The sequence below is a fragment of the Janthinobacterium sp. 13 genome (assembly GCF_002749695.1).
Classification (GTDB): domain Bacteria; phylum Pseudomonadota; class Gammaproteobacteria; order Burkholderiales; family Burkholderiaceae_D; genus Janthinobacterium; species Janthinobacterium kumbetense.
Genome location: NZ_PEEQ01000001.1, coordinates 5,117,386 through 5,132,229 on the forward strand (window position 1 = coordinate 5,117,386; position 14,844 = coordinate 5,132,229).

Consider the following 14,844-nt stretch of genomic DNA (forward strand, 5'->3'; position numbering starts at 1 on the left):
GCTTGAGCCGTTCTAAAAACCGTCGTGTTGTTGTCACCGGCCTGGGTTGCGTTTCACCAGTCGGCAATACTATTGCCGAGGCGTGGGGCGCAATCATTGAAGGTAAATCCGGCATTGCCACGATTACCAAGTTTGATGCACAGCCATTCACCACGCATTTTGCCGGTGAAGTCAAAGGTTTCAATATCGAAGAGTACATCTCCGGTAAGGAAGCCCGCCATATGGATACCTTTATCCATTACGGCATGGCTGCAGGCATCCAGGCGATGCAGGACTCCGGCCTGGAAGTGACCGAAGAAAACGCCGAGCGCATCGGCGTGATCATCGGTTCCGGTATCGGCGGCTTGCCGCTGATCGAGGAAACCAAGTCCGAGTACGAAAAGCGCGGTCCGCGCCGTATCTCGCCATTTTTCGTGCCTGCCTCGATCATTAACATGATCTCTGGCAACCTTTCGATCAAATATGGTCTGAAGGGCCCGAACCTGGCGATCGTTACAGCGTGCACCACCGGTTTGCACAGCATCGGTGCCGCAGCGCGCATGATCGAGTACGGCGATGCCGACGTCATGATCGCCGGCGGTGCCGAATCGACCGTGTCGCCGCTGGGCCTGGGCGGTTTCGCTTCGGCACGTGCCTTGTCGACCCGCAACGACGATCCGGCAACGGCATCGCGTCCGTGGGATGCCGACCGCGACGGCTTCGTGCTGGGCGAGGGCGCTGGCGTCATGGTGCTGGAAGAGTACGAGCACGCGGTGGCCCGCGGTGCCAAGATCTATGCCGAAGTGCATGGTTTCGGGATGAGCGCAGATGCTTATCACATGACCTCGCCGCTGGAAGATGGTAGCGGCGGCAGCAAATCGGTGATCGCGGCCCTCGACAACGCAGGCTTGAACGCGGATCAGATTCAGTACCTGAACGCGCACGGCACGTCGACCCCGCAAGGCGACGTGGCGGAAGTGATGGGCATCAAGCGCACCTTCGGTGATCACGCCAAGAAACTGGTCGTCAACTCGACCAAGTCGATGACGGGCCATTTGCTGGGCGGCGCGGGCGGTCTGGAAGCGGTGTTTACGGTCCTGGCATTGCACCATCAGGTGTCGCCTCCGACCATCAACATCTTCAACCAGGATCCGGCGTGCGATCTCGATTTCTGTGCCAACACGGCGCGTGATATGAAGATCGATTATGCAGTGAAAAATTCGTTCGGCTTCGGCGGCACGAATGGCACGCTGATTTTCGGTAAAGCGAAATAAGCAGGAACTTTCAAGCGCTCGCTACGGTCAAATCGTAGTGAGCGCTGATTCGCCGCCAACGTTCGTTGGCGGCTGAATTTGCCCGGCATGGTGCCGGCGCGCCTTTTTTCTCCCATGAACTATGTCGATCGCGGTAGCGGCTGTCATTCGCACGCCTGTCTGTTTGCGCCTGTTGCAAGCGGTGCTGGGACTGTGCGCCTTGCTGGCCGCCTGGCCCTTGAGCGGTCTCTGGCGCAGTCTGCCCGCGTCCGGCCAGCTGGTGGGTGGCTATGCGCTGGGCTGGAGCGGTGCCTTGCTGAGTGCGGCTGGCGGCGTGTTTTTGCTGGCTTTGCTGCGCCGGCGCAGAAAGCCGCAGGCGCTTGATATTTCGCCGGTCGGGCAGTTGCGGCTGGCGGTATATCTGGAGCATGGCGCGGCGCCGGATGCCGGTGCCGCCGGGCAGGCGCAGCCGGCCGGGCCGGGGCCTGTGGCGGCGCCGGGGCTGCGCCTGTTGCCGGGCTCGACCCTGTGGCCGTCGCTGCTGGTGCTGTGCCTGGCGGATGCCGCCGGACGGCGCACGGCGGTGCTGGTGCAGCGCGGCGGCAGTTGCACCGCCTTCCGCCCGCTGGCCGTGGCTTGCAGGGCGATCGCGGCGCGGAACAGGGAAGAATAAAAGTGGGACGAACACTGAACTTCTTGCAGCGGGCCAACTCTATATCCATACAGGCGCCCACGCTGCATGACTACAGGGACATCGGGCGTGAGGACAGAGCGCGAGTATGATCAGTTGCTGGTCGAGCGGGTGCAGGCTGGCGACAAACGGGCATTCGATGTGCTGGTATCGAAATATCAGCGCCGCTTGATGCGCCTGGTGTCGCGCCTCGTGCATGACCCGGCGGAGGCTGAAGATGTGGTGCAGGAAACCTTTATCAAGGCATACCGGGCGCTGCGCCATTTTCGCGGCGAGGCCGCCTTTTATACCTGGTTGTATCGCATCGGCATCAATACGGCCAAGAATTATCTCGTCACGCAGGGGCGGCGCGCCGCTACATCCAGCGACGCCGACGCCGAGCAGGCGGAGTCTTTCGATGACGGCAATAAATTGCGCGACAACAATACGCCCGAATCGGTGCTGGCCAGCAAGCAGATTGCCGCCACCGTCAATGCGGCCATGGATGTGCTGCCCATCGAATTGCGCACGGCCATCGTGCTGCGCGAGATCGAGGGCCTGAGCTATGAAGAGATATCGGAGATCATGGCGTGCCCCATCGGCACCGTGCGCAGCCGGATTTTTCGCGCGCGCGAAGTGATTGCGGAGAAATTGAAGCCGTTGTTGGACATGCCGATTGACAAGCGCTGGTAATCTGGAGAGTATGAGGTTGGCATGGCTGCGCCCGGTTTCCGCACCGATCCTCTTGAAATGGCAGGACCCATCATGGATACGCATACACGATTGCACGAGACTATTTCCGCGCTGGCCGATGGCGAGCTGGCGGCGAGCGAACTCGAACTGGCGTTTGCCGCCCTCGATACGCCATCGGGACGGCAAGCCTGGGATGCCTATCGCCATATCGGTGAGGTGCTGCGCTCGGAGCAGTACGGCCATGCGCTGAGCGCCCAATTCGATGCGCGCCTGGCCAGCCGCCTGGCCGCGGAGCCGGCACCAGAAGAGTCCGCTGCCCATGCGGAACCGCTGCCGCCGCTGGCCGCCGGCATCGTGCCGCCTGGCGTGGCCGAACCGCTGGAGGCGGGGCCGCTGGCGCAGCGCTAGCGGGCGCCTCGTCCATCTTATGCCTGGCTTAACCTTCCCGTCGCCCCCTTGACACTGGCCTTCCGTACGATTGACACTGTGCGCAGGCAATATCTTGCTTTTGCGATATATTGTTGCATTGTTTGCCATGCGCGCTGTCAGGTGGGTTTGCCCCTGGATTTCCGTCATGACGGCCAATCATGCGCGCAGGCAATCGCCTGATCCGCGTTTTGAACCGTTTATATACTCGAAAAGATCCTTTCCATGAAAAAAAACATGTGTGCCGCCAGCAAGTCGTTTTCAGTGAAGACGCTTTCCGCCTTATTGTTCGGTACGGCTGGCGTCTTCCTTGCTCCCACCATGCTGGGCCTGGCGCCACAGGCGCAGGCCGCCGTGCCGGCCGTGAAACTGCCTGATTTCTCGGACCTGGTCGACGCCGTCGGCCCGGCCGTGGTGAATATTCGTACCACCGAACGCCTGAAAATGGGCGGCGCCGGGGCTGGCGTGGGCGGTCAGGATGAGCAGGAAATGCAGGAATTCCTGCGCCGCTTCTTTGGCGGCGCCATGCCCGCGCCGCGCCAGCAGGCGCCCCGTGGCGGCCGCCGCGCCGTGCCGCAGGAGCAGGAAGTGCAGCGCGGCGTCGGTTCCGGCTTCATCATTTCGGCCGATGGCTACGTGCTGAGCAACGCCCACGTGGTCGACGGCGCCGACGAGGTGTATGTGACCCTGACGGACAAGCGCGAATTCAAGGCCAAGGTGATCGGTGCCGATGCGCGCACCGACGTGGCCCTGCTGAAAATCGAGGGCGCCAACTTGCCGCGCCTGACCATCGGCGACTCGAACAAGATCCGCGTGGGCGAGTGGGTGATCGCCATCGGCTCGCCATTCAACCTGGAAAACACGGTGACGGCCGGCATTATTTCCGCCAAGTCACGCGATACGGGCGATTACCTGCCCCTGATCCAGAGTGACGTGGCCGTCAACCCCGGCAACTCCGGTGGTCCGCTGATCAATATGCGTGGCGAGGTGATCGGCATCAATTCGCAGATTGCCACCTTGTCCGGCGCCTACAATGGCATTTCGTTTGCCGTGCCCATCGATGAAGCCATGCGCGTGGGCGAGCAGCTGAAAAAGACGGGGAAAGTCGTGCGCGGACGCATCGGCGTGCAGATCGGCGAAGTGAGCAAGGACGTGGCGGAATCGCTGGGCTTGCCGAACGCCAAGGGTGCGCAAGTGTCGATGGTGGAGCCGGGCGGGCCGGCCGACAAGGCGGGCATCAAGCCGGGCGACATCATCCTGAAATTCAACGGCGCGCAGATCGAGCGTTCCTCCGACCTGCCGCGCCTGGTAGGCGGCGCCGCCGTCAACGGCAAATCCACGGTCACCGTCTGGCGCAAGGGCGCGCAGCAGGACATTCCCGTCACCGTCGTCGAGCTGGAAAGCGAGAAAACGGCGAAGAAGGGCGCCAAGGAGCCGGAAGCGCAAGCTGTCAATGCGCTGGGATTGAAAGTCAGCGACGTGCCGGCCGCGAAGAAGCAGGAGCTGAAGATCGAGGCTGGCGTGCTGGTCGACGATGCCGACGGCGTGGCGGCCCTGGCCGGCTTGCAGCCTGGCGACGTGATCTTGCAATTGAACAACGTTGCCGTGAAAGACGCCAAGCAGTTCAATGCCCTGGTGGCCAAGCTCGATCCGAAAAAGTCGTCGGCCGTGCTGGTGCGCCGTGGCGACGTGGCGCAATTCGTTTCGCTGCGTCCGTCTGCCAAGTGAGTTTCTGATTCCATCCGCATCCCGGCCCCGGCCGGGATGCCTTTCCCTTTTCTTCATGCACTTCACCCTCTATTCCCGCAGTTATTGCCATTTATGCCAGGACATGCTGGACGCCTTGCTCCTGCTGCAAGCGCCCGGAAAGCCGTTCACCGTGGACGTGATCGATATCGATGCGTCGCCCGACGCCTCGCTGCTGGCCCGTTTCGACGAGCTGGTGCCGGTGCTGTTCGGTGACCTGGCGCAGCCCGAGCTATGCCATTATTTCCTCGATGAAGCAGCGGTACGGCGCTGCCTGGCGTAGCTTAAATGGCAATATTGACACTGCATTGCACCATTATGGTGCTGAAAACAGCCGAAAATGTCGGCTTGGCCCGGTGCCGGCCTCATAAGACGGGCTTTCTACTCTGAAATCCGGTAAAATGGGGAGGTCGAAAAAGCTACTGTCCGAGGCAGCAGCTTCTGTCGCTTCAAAAGCGCTCGCCTGGGCATGCAGATGTCCTGCTCGGAGCGCTTTTTTCATCATGAGTGGGGCGCCTGGTTCTGGCCCTGTTTGGCCCGGACATGATTCCCCTGATTCCTGTTAAAGCAGTGTCGTCAACTTCGCACTTATATTAGTTAATGAACAACATACGCAATTTCTCCATCATCGCCCATATTGACCACGGTAAATCGACCCTGGCTGACCGCATCATTCAATTGTGCGGCGGCTTGTCCGACCGCGAGATGGAGGCGCAGGTGCTCGATTCGATGGATCTGGAGCGCGAGCGCGGCATTACCATCAAGGCGCAAACGGCGGCCCTGCACTACAAGGCGCGCGATGGCCAGATCTACAATCTGAACCTGATCGATACGCCAGGCCACGTCGACTTCAGCTATGAAGTGTCGCGCTCGCTGTCGGCGTGCGAAGGCGCGCTGCTGGTTGTTGACGCGTCGCAAGGCGTGGAAGCGCAAACCGTGGCCAACTGCTACACGGCGCTGGACCTGGGCGTGGAAGTGGTGCCCGTGCTGAACAAGATCGACTTGCCGAACGCGGATCCTCCGAGCGCCATTGCCGAGATCGAAGACGTGATCGGCATCGACGCAGGCGACGCCGTGCATTGCTCGGCCAAGACGGGCTTCGGCGTGCTGGATGTGCTCGAGCAGCTGATCGTCAAGGTGCCGCCGCCGAAGGGCGACCCCGATGCGCCGCTGCAGGCGCTGATCGTCGACTCCTGGTATGACGCCTATGTGGGCGTGGTCATGCTGGTGCGCGTCATCAACGGCACCCTGAAACCAAAAGACAAGATCCGCCTGATGGCCACCGATTCGGTGCAGCTGGTGGAAGACATCGGCGTGTTTTCGCCCCGTTCGCAATCCTTGCCGCAACTGTCGGCAGGCCAGGTGGGCTTCATCATCGCCGGCATCAAGGAATTGAAAGCGGCGAAAGTGGGCGACACCGTCACCCTGGCCAACCGTCCTGCCGCCGCGCCATTGCCCGGCTTCAAGGAAGTGCAGCCGCAAGTGTTCGCCGGCCTGTTCCCCGTGGAAGCGAACCAGTACGACGCGCTGCGCGACTCGCTGGAAAAACTGAAATTGAACGACGCGGCCCTGATGTACGAGCCGGAAGTGTCGCAGGCGCTGGGCTTCGGCTTCCGCTGCGGCTTCCTGGGCTTGCTGCACATGGAAATCGTGCAGGAACGCCTCGAACGCGAATTCGACATGGACCTGATCACGACGGCACCTACCGTGGTGTACGAAGTGATCCAGCGCGACGGCACCATGATCAACGTCGACAATCCGTCGAAGATGCCCGATCCGTCGCGCATCGAGGAAGTGCGCGAGCCTATCGTCACGGTCAATCTGTACATGCCGCAGGAATACGTGGGTTCCGTGATCACCCTGTGTATCGGCAAGCGCGGCATCCAGATGGACATGAGCTACCACGGCCGCCAGGTCAAGCTCGTGTATGAAATGCCGATGGCCGAGATCGTGCTGGACTTCTTCGACCGCCTGAAATCGACGTCGCGCGGCTATGCCTCGATGGATTACGAGTTCAAGGAATACCGCGCGGCCGACGTGGTCAAGGTCGACATGCTGATCAACAGCGAAAAAGTCGATGCGCTGGCCATCATCGTCCACCGTTCGAACAGCCAGTACCGCGGCCGCCAGGTGGCTGCCAAGATGCGTGAACTGATCCCGCGCCAGATGTTCGACGTAGCCATCCAGGCGACCATCGGCGCGAACATCATTTCGCGCGAGAACGTGAAAGCCTTGCGCAAGAACGTGCTGGCCAAGTGCTATGGCGGCGACATCAGCCGCAAGAAAAAATTGCTGGAAAAGCAAAAGGCGGGTAAGAAACGCATGAAGCAAGTGGGTTCCGTAGAGATCCCGCAAGAAGCATTCCTGGCAATTTTACAAGTGGATGGTTAATACATGAACCTGCAAGTGATTTTAGGAAATTTCGCTTTAATCCTGTTCGTGCTGATGGTGTTGACGGGCCTGGTCTGGTGCCTGGATGTGTTTTATCTGTCCAAGCAGCGCCGCAAGGCGGCCGACCTTGCCCTGGCCGAGTTCGATGCGCGCCAGTCCAAGCTGGCCGCCGAGGGCATCAAGTCCGATGCGGGCGGCAGCCGCGCCACCATCGAGGCGGCCCTGTTGCGCCAGCCGACCTGGGTCGAGTATTCGGGCAGCTTCTTCCCCGTCATCGCCCTCGTGTTCTGCCTGCGCTCGTTCCTGTACGAGCCATTCAAGATCCCGTCGAGCTCGATGGTGCCGACCTTGCTGGTGGGCGATTTGATCCTGGTCAACAAGTTTACTTATGGCATTCGTTTGCCGATCGTCAACAAGCGCATCATTGAAGTCAACGATCCGCAGCGTGGCGACGTCATGGTGTTCAAGTACCCGAAAGATATGTCGCAAGACTATATCAAGCGCGTGATCGGTGTGCCCGGTGATAAAATCACCTATGAAAACAAGCGCTTGACGGTCAACGGCAAGGAAGTGCAATACACGCCGCTGGACGACTACCTGGACGACGAAAGCACCGTTTACCACAAGCAGCTGGAAGAAAACCTGACGGGCGTGAGCCACCGCATCCTCAACGACGAGCCTGCTCCTACGTTGAACTTGCGCGAAGTCAAGGATTTCCCGCACAAGGAGTCGTGCGACTACAACGAAGACGGTTTCACTTGTGTGGTACCAGCAGGCAACTACTTCATGATGGGCGACAACCGCGACAATAGCGCGGACAGCCGCTACTGGGGCTTCGTGCCGAACGAGAACATCGTCGGCAAGGCTTTCCTAGTGTGGATGAACTTCAGCAATCCGAAACGCGTGGGCGGCATACACTAAGCCGTCCCTATGGCTGCCGCGCCGATTCCCCGCGCGGCGGCCAGCCGAATTACTCAGATGACACAGAAACAACAATGAATCTTCAGTTATTGCAAACCCGTTTAGGCTATACGTTCCAGGATGCTGGCCTGTTGCAGCAAGCCTTGACGCATCGTAGCCACAGCAGTTTGCATAACGAGCGGCTGGAATTCCTCGGCGACTCCATCCTCAACTGCGTGGTCGCTTCCATCCTGTACGAACGCTTCAAGTCCATCGACGAGGGCGACCTGTCGCGCCTGCGCGCGAATCTGGTGAAGCAGCAGTCGCTGTATGAAATCGCGCAAAAGCTGGAACTGTCGCAATTCCTGCGCCTGGGCGAAGGCGAGCTGAAATCGGGCGGTTTCCGCCGTCCGTCCATCCTCGCCGATACCCTGGAAGCCTTGCTGGGCGCGATTTTCCTCGACACGGGCTTCGACGCCGCCAGCACGGTGATCCGCGCGTTCTACATCCCCATCCTCGACTCGGTCGATCCGCAAACCCTGGGCAAGGATGCCAAGACCCTGCTGCAGGAGTTTTTGCAAAGCAAGAAAATTTCGCTGCCACAATACAACGTGGTGGCTACCCACGGCGCCGCCCACAGCCAGGAATTCGAGATCGAATGCCTGGTGCCGAAATTGAACATCCAGGTCTACGGCCGTGGCGGAAGCCGCCGCGCCGGTGAGCAAGCCGCCGCCAAACTGGCGCTCGACGTGGCCGAGCAGGCGCTGTTGAAGTCGCCAGCCGCCAGCCGCAAGCCGAAACCGCGCGCCGCCCAGCTCAAGCTGGCCGGCATTGCCACCATCCAGAGCGACGACGCGGCAGCCCCTGCTGCCCCGGCGATCGCCGCTCACACTAAACAGAATCGACACTAGCATGACAGCCACCAAAATGCCCGACAACTTCCGCTGTGGCTATATCGCCATCGTGGGCCGCCCGAACGTGGGCAAATCGACCCTGATGAACGTGCTGATCGGCGCGAAGGTCAGCATCACTTCGCGCAAGGCGCAAACGACGCGCCACCGCATCACGGGCATCCAGACGGTGCCGGACGCGCAATTCATCTACGTCGACACGCCGGGCTTCCAGACGCGCCATTCGAACGCGCTGAACAAGACGCTCAACAAGACCGTCACCAACACCCTGATTTCCTCGGACGTGATCTTGTACGTGATCGAGGCAGGCACCTTCGGCCCGGCCGACCAGCAAGTGATGGACCTGCTGCCGAAGGAAGTGCCGTGCATCCTCGTCATCAATAAATCGGACCGCGTGAAGGACAAGGCCGTGCTGCTGCCGTTCGCGCAAAAAATCGCCGCCATGCGCGACTTCGCCGCCATCGTGCCCGTCTCGGCCAAGCTGCACTTCCAGCTGGAAGGCTTGCAGGACGAGATCAAGCGTTTCCTGCCGGAAAACCAGCCTATCTTTGGCCCGGACGACATCACGGACCGCAGCGAGAAATTCCTCGCCTCGGAAATCGTGCGCGAAAAACTCTTCCGCTTCGTCGGCGACGAACTGCCGTACACGAGTACCGTGCTGATCGAGAAATTCGAACAGGAAGGCGATCTGCGCCGCGTGTTTGCCGCCATCCTGGTCGAGCGCGATACGCACAAGTCCATGATCATCGGCAACAAGGGCGCGCGCCTGAAGGAAGTCTCCACCCAGGCCCGCCTGGACATGGAAAAGCTGTTCGGCGGCCCCGTGTACCTGGAAATCTGGGTCAAGGTCAAATCGGGCTGGGCCGACAACGAGGCGGGCTTGCGCGCCTACGGCTACGAGTAATCCGCAACCCGGGGGCGACGCCACACGCATGAGCACCACCACGCCAGCGCAGCACGATCCTGCGCCAGCCTCGTCTGCTGTCTCCGCACCGGTCACTGCACCGGTCCCCGCGCCGGCGGCCATCTTGCCGCCGGCCGCACCGCCTGTCACTCCTGCCGCGCCCCGGCGCAGCCGTCCGCCCGCGCGCGACGGACGCATCACGGGCCAGCCAGCCTTCGTGCTGCACAGCTATCCGCATAAAGAAACCAGCCTCATCGTCGATGTGTTTACGCGCGAGTACGGCCGCATCGCGCTTGTCGCCAAGGGCGCCAAGCGGCCCCATTCGCAGTTGCGCGGCGTGCTGCAAACCTTCCAGCCCCTGCAGGCGGGCTGGACGGGCAAGTCCGAGCTGCGCATCTTGACGGGCGCCGAATGGGTGGGCGGTATGTTGCCGCTGGAAAAGACCGCCTTGCTGTGCGGCTTCTATTTGAACGAATTGCTGGTCAAATTGCTCGCGCGCGACGATCCGCATCCCGTCCTGTTCGACCACTACGTTGCCACCTTGAATCAACTGGCGCACAATGAGCCGCCGCCCATCGTGCTGCGCAAGTTCGAGCGCGCCCTGCTCAAGGAAACGGGCGTGGCGGCCGACCTGACGCGCTGCACGGGCACGCGCCAGGCCGTCGAGGCGGGGCAGGTCTATGTGGTCGACCCGGAACGGGGGCCGCGCCCGGCGCGCGCCAGCGATGCCTGGCCCAGGATCACGGGCAAGACCCTGCTCGACATGGAGCGCGAAGATTATCTTGACGTGGCCACGCAGGCGCAAAGCAAGCTGCTGATGCGCTTTTTGCTGGCCCATCAACTGGGCGGCGCCACCTTGAATACGCGCCAGATACTGATCGATTTAATGCAGCTGTAGCTGCGGTTTGCAGCACGACAGCACTTTACGGATACCATCACTATGAGCTTTTTGCAGCCTTCCGGCCCCGTCATCGACCTGGGCGTCAATATCGACCACGTGGCCACCTTGCGCAATGCGCGCGGCACCGCCTATCCTGACCCGATCCGCGCGGCCCTGCTGGCCGAGCAGGCGGGCGCCGACGCCATCACCCTGCATCTGCGCGAAGACCGCCGCCACATCAAGGATGCGGACGTGATCGCCATCGCCCCGCAATTGCTCACGCGCATGAACCTGGAAGCGGCCGTCACGCAAGAGATGATCGACTTCGCCTGCCGCATCAAGCCGGCGGACGTGTGCCTGGTGCCGGAAAAGCGCACGGAAGTGACGACGGAAGGTGGCCTGGACGTGGTGCGCTACTTCAAGGAAGTGCAGGCGGCCGTGCAGCAGCTGCAAGGCGAGGGCATTCGCGTGAGCCTGTTCATCGATGCCGATGAGCAACAGATCGCCGCCGCCGCCGAGCTGGGTGCGCCCGTGATCGAGCTGCACACGGGCCGCTATGCCGATACGCAAGGCGCCGAGCAACTGGCCGAGCTGGAACGCATCAAGGCGGGCGTGCTGTTCGGCGTGGGGCGCGGCTTGAAGGTCAACGCGGGCCACGGCTTGCATTACACCAACGTGCAGGCGATCGCCGCCATTCCCGATATTGCCGAATTGAACATCGGCCACGCCATCGTCGCGCACGCCGTGTTTGTCGGCTGGGAAAATGCCGTGCGCGAAATGAAGGCTATCATGGTGGCCACGCGCCTGGGCCACAGGGCCTGAAAAGGGAGCTCAGCATGATTTACGGCATCGGTACCGATATCTGCAAGATTCCCCGCATCGAGGCGGCCCTGGCGCGCCACGGCGAGCGTTTCGCGAAAAAGATACTGGGACCGCAGGAGCTGGAAAAGTTCCGTGCCCGCAGCGCCAAGAATGCCGTGCGCGGCGTGCGCTTCCTCGCCACGCGCTTCGCGGCCAAGGAGGCGTTTTCCAAGGCCATCGGCCTGGGCTTGCGCATGCCGATGACCTGGCCCGCCGCGCAGATGCTGAACCATCCCAGCGGCAAGCCGATGATCGTCTGCAGCGGCGTGCTGGCCGAGTTCATGGAACAGCACCGCCTGAGCGCGCAAGTGACCATCAGCGATGAAGAAGAATATGCGGTCGCGTTCGTGATCGTGGAACAAGCAGGGTAACTATAAGTGCGCCATAAGTGCGCAATGAGCCAGCAATGACCGAAGCAAGCCCAGAATCTTCCTTGGCGGAAACACCGCCCGACCCGCGCGCGCAGGTGCTGGCCACCGTCGCCAAGCTACCGAATTTGCCCGGCGTGTACCGCTATTTCGATGCCGCCGACAAGGTGCTATACGTCGGCAAGGCGCGCGACCTGAAAAAGCGCGTCTCCAGCTATTTCCAGAAGAACCTGGCCAGTCCCCGCATCGCCATGATGGTCGAGCGCATCGCGCGCCTGGAAACGACCGTCACGCACAGCGAGGCGGAAGCCTTGATCCTGGAAAACAACTTGATCAAGGCACTGCAACCGCGCTACAACATCCTGTTCCGCGACGACAAGTCGTATCCGTACCTGAAGATCACCAATGGCGATGCGCCGCGCATGGTGTATTACCGGGGCGCGGTGGACAAGAAAAACCAGTATTTCGGGCCGTTCCCCAGTTCCTGGGCCGTCAAGGAATCGATGCAGATCCTGCAAAAGGTGTTTTTGATCCGCACCTGCGAGGATAGCGTGTACGCCAACCGCACGCGGCCGTGCCTGCTGCACCAGATCGGCCGCTGCAGCGCGCCGTGCGTGGACCTGATCAGCAAGGAAGACTATAAGAACGACGTGGAAAATGCGGCGCGCTTCCTGCGCGGACGCCAGAGCGAGGTGATGGCCGACCTGGAAAAGAAGATGCACGCGTTTGCCGCCGAGCTGAAGTTCGAACAAGCCGTGGTGGTGCGCAACCAGATCGCCTCGCTGTCGCGCGTGCTGCACCAGCAAAGCATGGAAACGACGGGCGACGCCGATGTCGACATCCTCGCCGTGCTGGTGCAGGGCGGGCGCGCCTGCGTCAACCTGGCCATGGTGCGCGGCGGGCGCCACCTGGGCGACCGCGCCTACTTCCCCAGCCAGCTCAGCGATGCGGCGGCCATTGCCGAGGAACCGATCGAGGTGGAAGTGCTGGCCGCCTTCCTGGCCCAGCACTACACGGAAAAATTCATTCCCGGCACCCTGATCCTGAATATCGAATTCGACCAGCCGGCCCTGATGGTGGCGCTGATGGAGCAGTGCGGCCACCGCATCAACCTGATCTTCCAGCCGCAGGGGCAGCGCCGCCAATGGCTTGAGATGGCGCAAAAGGGCGCCGAGATTTCGCTGGCGCGATTGTTGTCGGAGCAGGGCTCGCAGCAATCGCGCACGCGGGCGCTGGCCGAGGCGCTGCGCCTGGAAACGGAAGACCTCGACAGCCTGCGCGTGGAGTGTTTCGACATCAGCCACACGCAGGGCGAGGCGACGCAGGCGTCGTGCGTCGTATTCCACCACCACGCCATGCAGAACGGCGAATACCGGCGCTACAACATCAACGACATCACCCCCGGCGACGATTACGCGGCCATGCGCCAGGTCCTGATGCGCCGCTACGAGAAAGTGGCGAATGGCGATGGCGTGATGCCCGACGTGGTCTTGATCGACGGCGGCAAGGGCCAGATCGAAATGGCGCGCCAGGTGTTCGCCGAGCTGGGACTCGATATCAGCTTGATTGTCGGCGTGGCCAAGGGGGAAGGGCGCAAGGTGGGCCTGGAAACCCTGCTGTTCGTCGATGGCCGCGCGGCCCAGGAACTGGGCAAGGAATCGGCGGCCCTGATGCTGATCGCGCAAATCCGCGACGAGGCGCACCGCTTCGCCATCACGGGCATGCGCGCCAAGCGGGCCAAGACGCGCCAGACGTCGCGCCTGGAAGAGATCGAGGGCATCGGCGCCAAGCGCCGCCAGAAGCTGCTGTCGCGCTTTGGCGGCTTGCGCGGCGTGGTCGACGCCAGCGTCGAGGACCTGATGTCGGTAGAGGGGATTTCCACGCAACTGGCAGAAGAAATCTACAAGCAGCTGCACTGATGATAGAGCCGCCTGGTCCGGTGCCGCGGCAACCGGACTAGGCTAATACCCTGTGGCCATGTAGACTAGTGGCGCTTTCTTCACGCTTTCCTCATGTTCAATTTACCCGTCGGCCGATTGCTCTCTTATGCCTTTTAATATTCCCATCCTTTTGACCTGGCTGCGCGTGGCCCTGATACCGCTCGTCGTCGGCGTGTTTTACTTGCCGCCGTCGATGCTGCTGCATGGCGACCAGAACCTGGTTGCCACCCTGGTCTTCATTGTTGCCGCCGTCACCGACTGGTTCGACGGCTTCCTCGCGCGACGCTGGAACCAGACGTCGGCCTTCGGCGCCTTCCTCGACCCGGTCGCCGACAAGCTGATGGTGGCGGGTGCCTTGCTGGTGCTGGTGCAACTGGACCGTGTCAATGCCGTGCTGGCCTTCATCATCATCGGCCGCGAAATCACGATTTCCGCGTTGCGCGAATGGATGGCGCAGATCGGCGCCTCGAAGTCGGTGGCCGTCAGCTCGATCGGCAAGATCAAGACGGCCGCGCAGATGACGGCCATTCCCTTGCTGCTGTACCACGAAGTGATCTTTGGCGCGATCGATACCCATGTGTGGGGCGAGAAGCTGCTGTGGATCGCCTGCGTGCTGACGGTGTGGTCGATGTTTTACTATTTGCGCCTGGCGTGGCCTCTCATCAAGGAAAAGGCTGGAAATCTGCACTAAGAACAGGCAGGCGGCTGCTTTGTGCGGAATATTTTGCAAAAGACCAGATATTGCCCGTTGACAGCCCCTGTAATCCCTCTATAATGCTGGCCTGTTGTTGATGACGCGGGAGTAGCTCAGTTGGTAGAGCGCAACCTTGCCAAGGTTGAGGTCGAGAGTTCGAGACTCTTCTCCCGCTCCAGTTTTCTGGATCGTGTCATAGGTAAAAACAGCGAATGCAGTAAAAAGTAG

At 61.4% G+C, this 14,844-nt stretch carries 16 protein-coding genes and 1 tRNA gene; 16 read left to right on the top strand and 1 reads right to left on the bottom strand.

Translation table 11 applies throughout. The annotated features are described in order from the left end of the window. Positions 1-2 precede the first annotated feature (2 nt). The 6 genes from fabF to CLU94_RS22590 all read left to right on the top strand — a co-directional run bounded on the left by fabF (position 3) and on the right by CLU94_RS22590 (position 5,050). Positions 3-1,253 carry a beta-ketoacyl-ACP synthase II gene (fabF, locus tag CLU94_RS22565; RefSeq protein ID WP_099667260.1) on the top strand — a complete coding sequence of 417 codons (1,251 nt, stop codon included), beginning with the start codon at positions 3-5 and terminating at the stop codon, positions 1,251-1,253. A 121-nt stretch (positions 1,254-1,374) separates the two neighbouring features. Continuing rightward, entirely contained in the window at positions 1,375-1,905 is a 531-nt protein-coding gene (locus CLU94_RS22570) for a hypothetical protein (protein WP_099667261.1), read from the top strand. A 66-nt stretch (positions 1,906-1,971) separates the two neighbouring features. Further along, positions 1,972-2,595 carry an RNA polymerase sigma factor RpoE gene (gene rpoE / locus CLU94_RS22575; RefSeq protein ID WP_171985072.1) on the top strand — a complete coding sequence of 208 codons (624 nt, stop codon included), beginning with the start codon at positions 1,972-1,974 and terminating at the stop codon, positions 2,593-2,595. 72 nt (positions 2,596-2,667) lie between these two features. Next, positions 2,668-3,003: a sigma-E factor negative regulatory protein gene (locus CLU94_RS22580; protein ID WP_077406705.1), complete on the top strand. Its 336-nt coding sequence runs from the start codon at positions 2,668-2,670 to the stop codon at positions 3,001-3,003. A gap of 243 nt (positions 3,004-3,246) precedes the next feature. After that, positions 3,247-4,749 carry a DegQ family serine endoprotease gene (locus CLU94_RS22585; RefSeq protein WP_099667262.1) on the top strand — a complete coding sequence of 501 codons (1,503 nt, stop codon included), beginning with the start codon at positions 3,247-3,249 and terminating at the stop codon, positions 4,747-4,749. Positions 4,750-4,804: 55 nt separating this feature from the next. After that, on the top strand, positions 4,805-5,050 hold the full coding sequence (locus tag CLU94_RS22590) for a glutaredoxin family protein (RefSeq protein ID WP_099667263.1): 246 nt from the start codon (positions 4,805-4,807) through the stop codon (positions 5,048-5,050). Between the two features lie 33 nt (positions 5,051-5,083). Here CLU94_RS22590 and CLU94_RS28135 read toward each other — a convergent pair whose 3' ends face one another. After that, positions 5,084-5,272, bottom strand: a complete 189-nt coding sequence (locus CLU94_RS28135; protein ID WP_143451506.1) for a hypothetical protein — start codon at positions 5,270-5,272, stop codon at positions 5,084-5,086. 95 nt (positions 5,273-5,367) lie between these two features. On the opposite strand from CLU94_RS28135, the gene lepA reads away from it, so the two are divergent. The 10 genes from lepA to CLU94_RS22640 all read left to right on the top strand — a co-directional run bounded on the left by lepA (position 5,368) and on the right by CLU94_RS22640 (position 14,794). After that, positions 5,368-7,158, top strand: a complete 1,791-nt coding sequence (gene lepA / locus CLU94_RS22595; protein WP_034749621.1) for a translation elongation factor 4 — start codon at positions 5,368-5,370, stop codon at positions 7,156-7,158. 3 nt (positions 7,159-7,161) lie between these two features. Further along, positions 7,162-8,079 carry a signal peptidase I gene (gene lepB, locus CLU94_RS22600; RefSeq protein ID WP_099667264.1) on the top strand — a complete coding sequence of 306 codons (918 nt, stop codon included), beginning with the start codon at positions 7,162-7,164 and terminating at the stop codon, positions 8,077-8,079. Positions 8,080-8,153: 74 nt separating this feature from the next. Then, positions 8,154-8,969 carry a ribonuclease III gene (gene rnc / locus CLU94_RS22605; protein ID WP_077406693.1) on the top strand — a complete coding sequence of 272 codons (816 nt, stop codon included), beginning with the start codon at positions 8,154-8,156 and terminating at the stop codon, positions 8,967-8,969. Between the two features lies 1 nt (position 8,970). Next, positions 8,971-9,873, top strand: a complete 903-nt coding sequence (gene era, locus CLU94_RS22610; protein ID WP_099667265.1) for a GTPase Era — start codon at positions 8,971-8,973, stop codon at positions 9,871-9,873. A 28-nt stretch (positions 9,874-9,901) separates the two neighbouring features. Beyond that, positions 9,902-10,771 carry a DNA repair protein RecO gene (gene recO / locus CLU94_RS22615; protein ID WP_099667266.1) on the top strand — a complete coding sequence of 290 codons (870 nt, stop codon included), beginning with the start codon at positions 9,902-9,904 and terminating at the stop codon, positions 10,769-10,771. Positions 10,772-10,813: 42 nt separating this feature from the next. Further along, complete coding sequence (gene pdxJ / locus CLU94_RS22620) at positions 10,814-11,575, top strand: pyridoxine 5'-phosphate synthase (RefSeq protein WP_099667267.1); 762 nt, start codon at positions 10,814-10,816, stop codon at positions 11,573-11,575. A gap of 14 nt (positions 11,576-11,589) precedes the next feature. Continuing rightward, positions 11,590-11,985, top strand: a complete 396-nt coding sequence (gene acpS / locus CLU94_RS22625; protein ID WP_077406683.1) for a holo-ACP synthase — start codon at positions 11,590-11,592, stop codon at positions 11,983-11,985. A 35-nt stretch (positions 11,986-12,020) separates the two neighbouring features. Further along, positions 12,021-13,901 (top strand): excinuclease ABC subunit UvrC, encoded by a 1,881-nt coding sequence (uvrC, locus tag CLU94_RS22630; RefSeq protein WP_077406680.1) that lies wholly within the window; start codon positions 12,021-12,023, stop codon positions 13,899-13,901. A 127-nt stretch (positions 13,902-14,028) separates the two neighbouring features. Then, positions 14,029-14,613 carry a CDP-diacylglycerol--glycerol-3-phosphate 3-phosphatidyltransferase gene (gene pgsA, locus CLU94_RS22635; protein WP_034749601.1) on the top strand — a complete coding sequence of 195 codons (585 nt, stop codon included), beginning with the start codon at positions 14,029-14,031 and terminating at the stop codon, positions 14,611-14,613. A gap of 105 nt (positions 14,614-14,718) precedes the next feature. After that, positions 14,719-14,794, top strand: a tRNA-Gly gene (locus CLU94_RS22640). Positions 14,795-14,844: the final 50 nt, after the last annotated feature.

Excerpts from the sequence above, each read along its gene's own strand:
- lepA (WP_034749621.1), top strand. The coding sequence starts at position 5,368 with ATGAACAACATACGCAATTTCTCCATCATCGCCCATATTGACCACGGT.
- lepB (WP_099667264.1), top strand. The coding sequence starts at position 7,162 with ATGAACCTGCAAGTGATTTTAGGAAATTTCGCTTTAATCCTGTTCGTG.
- CLU94_RS22570 (WP_099667261.1), top strand. The coding sequence starts at position 1,375 with ATGTCGATCGCGGTAGCGGCTGTCATTCGCACGCCTGTCTGTTTGCGC.
- pdxJ (WP_099667267.1), top strand. The coding sequence starts at position 10,814 with ATGAGCTTTTTGCAGCCTTCCGGCCCCGTCATCGACCTGGGCGTCAAT.
- CLU94_RS22585 (WP_099667262.1), top strand. The coding sequence starts at position 3,247 with ATGAAAAAAAACATGTGTGCCGCCAGCAAGTCGTTTTCAGTGAAGACG.
- rnc (WP_077406693.1), top strand. The coding sequence starts at position 8,154 with ATGAATCTTCAGTTATTGCAAACCCGTTTAGGCTATACGTTCCAGGAT.
- recO (WP_099667266.1), top strand. The coding sequence starts at position 9,902 with ATGAGCACCACCACGCCAGCGCAGCACGATCCTGCGCCAGCCTCGTCT.
- pgsA (WP_034749601.1), top strand. The coding sequence starts at position 14,029 with ATGCCTTTTAATATTCCCATCCTTTTGACCTGGCTGCGCGTGGCCCTG.
- era (WP_099667265.1), top strand. The coding sequence starts at position 8,971 with ATGACAGCCACCAAAATGCCCGACAACTTCCGCTGTGGCTATATCGCC.
- acpS (WP_077406683.1), top strand. The coding sequence starts at position 11,590 with ATGATTTACGGCATCGGTACCGATATCTGCAAGATTCCCCGCATCGAG.
- CLU94_RS22590 (WP_099667263.1), top strand. The coding sequence starts at position 4,805 with ATGCACTTCACCCTCTATTCCCGCAGTTATTGCCATTTATGCCAGGAC.
- rpoE (WP_171985072.1), top strand. The coding sequence starts at position 1,972 with ATGACTACAGGGACATCGGGCGTGAGGACAGAGCGCGAGTATGATCAG.
- uvrC (WP_077406680.1), top strand. The coding sequence starts at position 12,021 with ATGACCGAAGCAAGCCCAGAATCTTCCTTGGCGGAAACACCGCCCGAC.
- CLU94_RS22580 (WP_077406705.1), top strand. The coding sequence starts at position 2,668 with ATGGATACGCATACACGATTGCACGAGACTATTTCCGCGCTGGCCGAT.
- CLU94_RS28135 (WP_143451506.1), bottom strand. The coding sequence starts at position 5,272 with ATGATGAAAAAAGCGCTCCGAGCAGGACATCTGCATGCCCAGGCGAGC.